The organism is Methanosarcina sp. UBA411 (genome assembly GCF_002495725.1).
In the GTDB taxonomy this organism is placed as follows: domain Archaea; phylum Halobacteriota; class Methanosarcinia; order Methanosarcinales; family Methanosarcinaceae; genus Methanosarcina.
This window is the reverse complement of the sequence record NZ_DAGK01000001.1, coordinates 1-6,150: the sequence shown is the minus strand read 5'-3', so window position 1 is coordinate 6,150 and position 6,150 is coordinate 1. Positions and strand designations below refer to the sequence as shown.

General features: G+C 37.1%; 3 protein-coding genes. All 3 read right to left on the bottom strand.

What is annotated here, in order from left to right; genetic code table 11:
* Positions 1-6 precede the first annotated feature (6 nt).
* Entirely contained in the window at positions 7-3,012 is a 3,006-nt protein-coding gene (locus tag BP861_RS00015) for a NosD domain-containing protein (RefSeq protein ID WP_292371347.1), read from the bottom strand.
* A 535-nt stretch (positions 3,013-3,547) separates the two neighbouring features.
* Positions 3,548-4,705, bottom strand: coding sequence for a PKD domain-containing protein (locus tag BP861_RS00010; protein ID WP_292371345.1), 1,158 nt, complete (start codon positions 4,703-4,705; stop codon positions 3,548-3,550).
* A 113-nt stretch (positions 4,706-4,818) separates the two neighbouring features.
* A partial coding sequence (locus tag BP861_RS00005) for a right-handed parallel beta-helix repeat-containing protein (RefSeq protein WP_292371344.1) occupies positions 4,819-6,150 on the bottom strand: 1,332 nt, incomplete at its 5' end.

Sequence of the window (6,150 nt, the reverse complement as noted above, 5' to 3'; positions counted from 1 at the left end):
AGATATTCATTCTTTTTTGAAGACTGTGATGTACTCAGGTATGAGTTTAGTGCTACTGCCATTTTCATTCATCACTATAAGGCTTACATTATATTTTCCTGGTTCAGTAAATGTATGAGTTGCATTCAAAGCATGTTTTGAATTAATCCCATCTCCAAAATCCCAGAGCCAGGAAGTCGGGCCACCTGTGCTATTGCCGGAAAACAATACTTTTAACGGGGATACTCCAGAAGTAGGCGATGCAGAAAAGTCTGCAATGGGTTGTTTTGGGCTCTGTCCCTCTTCCAAAACAATAGACATATAGATATGGGAACCATCAAGATAATTAATCCATACAACTTTGTCTCCATAAATAGCAGACTCTGCAGACGATAATCCGCTAGTAGTTATCCTGGTTTCCTTCTGAGTGGAGAGATCATACATATAGATAGCTGTATGACCATTACGATAGTCTGCCCACACGAATCTATTCTCATAAATAGCAGGCCAAACATGGTCTGATTGATTAGTGGCAATCTGGGTTTCTGTAGAAGTGGAGAGATTATACATGTATATACTGCTTTTTCCGTTAAGGTAATCTTCCCAGATAATCCCATCACTATAGATTACAGGATGCATATGTCGTGATTTATTGGCGGTTATCTTTGTATCCTTTAAAGTGGAAAGATCGTGCATGTAGATATCTGAGTTTTCAGACTCATGGTGATTAGCACACCAAACGATCTTGTTTCCATATATATCAGGATCTAAATCATCTGATATGCTGCTAGTGATTTGAGTCTCATTATGAGTAGAGAGATCGTACATATAGATATCGGGGTTTGAGAAGTTTTTAAAATCACCATTGCGGTAGTCTACCCAGATTATCTTATCCTCGTAGATTTTAGGACTCAAGGCTGATCCATTAGTGGTAATCTGAGTTTCCTTCTTAGTAGAAAGATTGTACATATAAATATCTCCGTTTCCATTACGAAGATCAATCCATACAATTCTGTCACCATAGATGTCAGGAGAAAAGTCATCGGATTCGCTGGTGGTTATTTGAGTTTCCCTGTAAGTGGAAAGATCATATATATAGATATCAGGATTTCCATTACGATTATCCGACCACACAATTTTATCCTTATAAATAGCAGGCCGACCCGGGTTTAATCCATTGGTAGTGATCTGATATTCAGTGAGGATAAGTTGCCCATCTACACGCTGTGAAGGAGATGCTGTTATCGGAAATAACTTTGAGAAAGTTCCTTTTGAATTGACTACAGTCAGGTTAACAATATAAGTTCTCGGAAAAGTATAGATATAAACCGCAGTTTTGTCTGTAGAATCAGTAATTCCATCATTGTTAAAGTCCCATAATCTTTTTGCTGCGTTTTGTGAAAGATCGGTAAAAAGGACAGAAAGAGGAGCCTGGCCGCTAGTAGTATTGGCACTGAAATTGACTACAGGGAGAGCTTCAGCCTCATGCACAATAATTTTCTGAGTTTTTGAGGCATTGCCATTTGCGTTACTTACTGTCAGACTAACAATATAATTTCCTGGGATTATGTATTCATAAACCGGATCTTTTTCCGTAGAGTCTGAGATCCCATCATTGTCAAAATCCCAGTTCCATGCAATTGCATGTCGTGAAAAATCTGTAAACTGTACAGCTAGTGGGGCAAGTCCCTGTGTGGTATTGGTGCTGAAGTTTGCAACAGGTGGTTTCTGCGTTCTGGATATAGAAGCTAGAGGAAGAAAATCAAAACCGCTTTCGTTGACATTATAGGGAGAGTCGCAAATCCAATCTCCATCTGAGTCCGTGCAGGTTTGGGAAAAACCGGTTCCGTTCGGGTTTGCCCAGTAATTGCCGCCAAGGTATGGCCCGCCTACAACATTAGTACCAGAGATAAGTGAACTGTTCCATGTGTTTTTTTCATAAATTCCCAGCCTTACATTTATAGTGTTATTCAAATAATTATTATAAATTCGTTCACTACTATTCTGATCTGGAATAGAGATCCCACATTCTACACTGGATGTTATTGTGTTATTTGAGATTTCAACGCCATCAGTGGTATCTATATGAATTCCAGTACTGCAATTCAAGATTGTATTATTGTCAATTGTAGAAGGCGACTGAGAAATTTCTATCCCATAGTAACAATCTATAATGCTATTGTTAATGACATCTATACCATGATCATATGTATCGACCCCCTGAGAGCAATTTGAAATCGTATTATCAGATATTATGTCACCTCCCCCGCAACAGGCAATACTTATACCCCCTCCTTTTGAGATCTTATTTTTAGAAATTAAATTACCCGATGACCATATTCCCAGAGAAATGGAACCTTTTTCAATAGTGTTGTTTGTCAGGGTATTCATTCCGCTTTCACCCATAGAAATAGAACCATTGAAGAGAGAGTTTTCTGAGATTGTGTTATAACTGGAATATAATAGAGAAATAGAACCTTCTTCAAGGATATTGTTTTTCAGATTATTGATATTACTGTCTTCATTCAGAGAAATAGAATTGTTGAAGAGAAAGTTTTCCGAAACTGTATTATAATCGGCATTAACAAGGCACACTCCCATATAGTTTTCAAATAGAGTATTATCTGTAATTTTGCAGTTTCTAGTATTCTTAAGGCAAATCCCAGATGGATAGTAAGTATAATTTCCCTTAGACCCTGTTATATTGAATCCGCTAAGAGTCACGTTATTTGCTGTTATAAGAAAAACACTTTTGTTTTCCTCTGGAGATTTTACCAGTACCTTAGGGTTTTTCGACTCCGACCTGATAGTCAGCGAGGTAACGTTAACAATTATACTTTCGTTATATGTTCCAGGCATGACGATAACGGTATCTCCTGATGACGAATTGTTTACAGCTTCCTGAACCGATTTAAAATCTGCATCTGAACCACTATTATCTACTATAATCTCCCTGGCGGATGCAGGGCTATAAACCGCAGTAATAATAAAGATAGAAACCGCTAATAAGACGGTTAATTTATTCACCCACACCTGTAACTCCCCCCTTTAAACCAGAAATACTACACTAACAAGATCTGAGGCCCTCAAGATACCTAATTTAAGAACTAACAGAACTTATTTTTGGCATTATATAATCCTTTTTACCTTCTAAACAAAAATGTGGTATGTTAGAAAACTATCTTCGATTAAAAAGACTATAGCTCCTTAGATTCATGTTTTAATCCGTTTAATTTATTAAATGCTTTAATAGTGAACTTAATGCAGATAAAATACATTAAGATTTCAAGCAAGATGGAAGTTTTGAATCTCAAGGAAAATAATAAAATTCCCAAGGAAATTGAAGTGGCTATACAATCAAATGAGGATTTATAAACCTATTTTAACTTTACAGGGGTAGTAGAGGGTTAACAAGAGATAAAGAACATAGAAAGTCAAGAAAAAACACCTGCACAAGAAGCTGAAAATTAAGAAAAAGAAGTGGACATTAAACAGCTTGCCAAGCTACAAGCTTATTAAAATGTCACTAATTAATAAGAGAGTAAACTGGTTTTTCAATTTAAAATGTTCATTTCCTTTTGGAGACTGTAATATACTTTGGCATGATTCTGGTGTTGCTACCATTTTCATTCGTTACTGTAAGACTTACATCATACTCTCCTGGTTCAGTGAATGTATGCGTGGCGTTTAAAGCGCGTTTTGACTTAATGCCATCTCCGAAATCCCAGTGCCAGAAGTTCGGTGAACCTGTACTGTTATCAGTAAATAATACTTTTAAGGGTGCATTTCCTGATGTTATATTAACAAAGAAGTCAGCAACAGGTGTTTTTAGTGATGGCTCTATTCCCGAGACAGTACACATGTAAATATCTGCATTTGCGTAGGGAAAAATATTTGTATATTCATTATGCGAATCCACCCAAACTATCCTGTCACCGTAGATTGCAGGACTCGACTGTCTTGATTTATTTGAGGTAATCTGGGTTTCCGTATGAGTAGAGATATTGTACATATAAATATCGGCGTTTAAATATTCTCTATCGTTACGATCCTGCCATACAATCCTGTCCTCATAGATTGTAGGGTCATATGCTGATCCATTGATGGTTATCCGAGTTTCCTTAGAGGTAGAGAGATTGTACATGTAAATATCAGAATATCCATTGCGGTAATCTGTCCATACTATCTTGTCTCCATATATAGCAAGGTCCTTGATTGACTGGTTAGTTGTAATTTGAGTTTCCTTTTTAGTGAAAAGATCGTACATGTAGATATCGTAAGTTTCCCACCTATTGCGAGAATCCTGCCACACTATTCTATCCTTGTAAATAGCAGGATTTTTTGCACTCCCATTATTTGTAATCTGAATTTCGCTGGAAGTAGAAAGATCGTAAAAGCAGATGTTTGTGATTCCGTTGAGTGTGTATATATACGCTGTTTTGTCCCCGTAGATAACAGGATTGCGCGCTCCTCCACTATTGGTGACCTGAATTTCTTTTGAAGTGGAAAGATTATACATATGTATATCCGATTTATCCCGGGTATTGGTATTATTGCTATATTCCTGCCAAACTATTCTATCTTCAAAGATAGCAGGGTATTCCTTTTTTGATTCACTTGTGGTAATTTGGGCTTCCTTGGAAGTAGAAAGATCGTACATGTAGATATTGTTCCATCCACTGCGGTCATCTAAAAATACTATTTTATCCCCATAAATAGAAGGCATCGTTTGATTAGAATTATTTGTAGTGATTTGATACTCCGTAAGAGTATATTGAGGCCGATTGGATGCTGTTACTGGATATAATCTCGAGGAGGTGCCGTTTTCATTGCTTACTGTCAGATTGACAGTATAGATTCCAGGTACCGGTACACATGAACCGGGTTTTTATCTATGGAGTCCGTAACTCCGTCATTATCGAAATCCCATACTCTGGATGTTTCATTTTGCGGAAAGTCTGTAAACAGGACAGAAAGAGGTACGTAGCCATTGCTCACATTAGTACTGAAGTTTGCTACAGGAAATACTTGCTGCCGAGTTTTGGACATAGAGACAAGAGGAAGGTAATCAACATCATATGTATTGATTGTGTAGATTGAGTCACCAATTCCATCTCCATCCCAATCATTGCACCTTTGGGAAAATCCGGTTCCGTCAGGTTTTGCCCAGAAATTCCCACCCAGGTAGGGCCCGCCTGTAATACTTGTCCCCGGCGTCTTAGTAATGTTCCAGACAGCACTACCTGGGGTATATCTTGGATTCTCGCTTTCTAGATTCTCAGTTCTACTGCTATTGAAAAAATTAACCGTATTATTGAAGAGGTTATTATGGATCCGGCTGTCACTAGAAGAACCTTCATGTTCCTCGGAGTGGTCAAAATAGATTCCACATTCTTTATTCAGTTCAATCCTGTTGTCAGTTACTAGAGCAGAATCATCAAGTGAGATCCCAATGCCGTTGTTTGAAATTGTATTATTTTTAATTAAACTGCCTGAGGAGTAATGAGCAATAAAGATTCCCACTGTGTTTGAGATTATTGTGTTATTTGTTATGTCACTATCAGAAAAAAAAGGCATTGAAATACCATAGCTGGCATTGGTAATGAAATTATTATCTATAATATTACTACTGGACTCGGAAAAAGCAATTCCGCCCCCTCCATCACTTGAAATATAATTGCCGAGAATTTTGCAGCCAGGACCTTGAGCTACCCCTATACCCCCGTTTAAAAGTGTATTATTAAGCAGAACACAATTATAGGATCCATGTGAAATGCTAATTCCTTTGTTAACAATTAGATTATCAGAAATTGTAAAATTAGAATCTGCCCAAGGACCATCTACAATGATACCTGAATTTAAGATTACATTTTTCTCAATAGTGGAATTATAACATTGATCAGCATAAATACCTGATTCCAAAATGTTATTTTTAACAGTACAGTTTTCAATTTTACCATACCAGACCTCATCCGTAGGACGACCTTTTAAAACTAATTTTTCTTGTATGCTAAAGCCACTTAGGGTAATATTATTTACACTCAGTATAAAAGCCCGGACAATAGTATCCTTAGGATTTTCAGACTCAGAAAGGATGCTTATGTTCTGTATCCCTAGATCAACACTTTCGTTATAGAAACCTGGATAAACAAGAATTACATCTCCTGATGA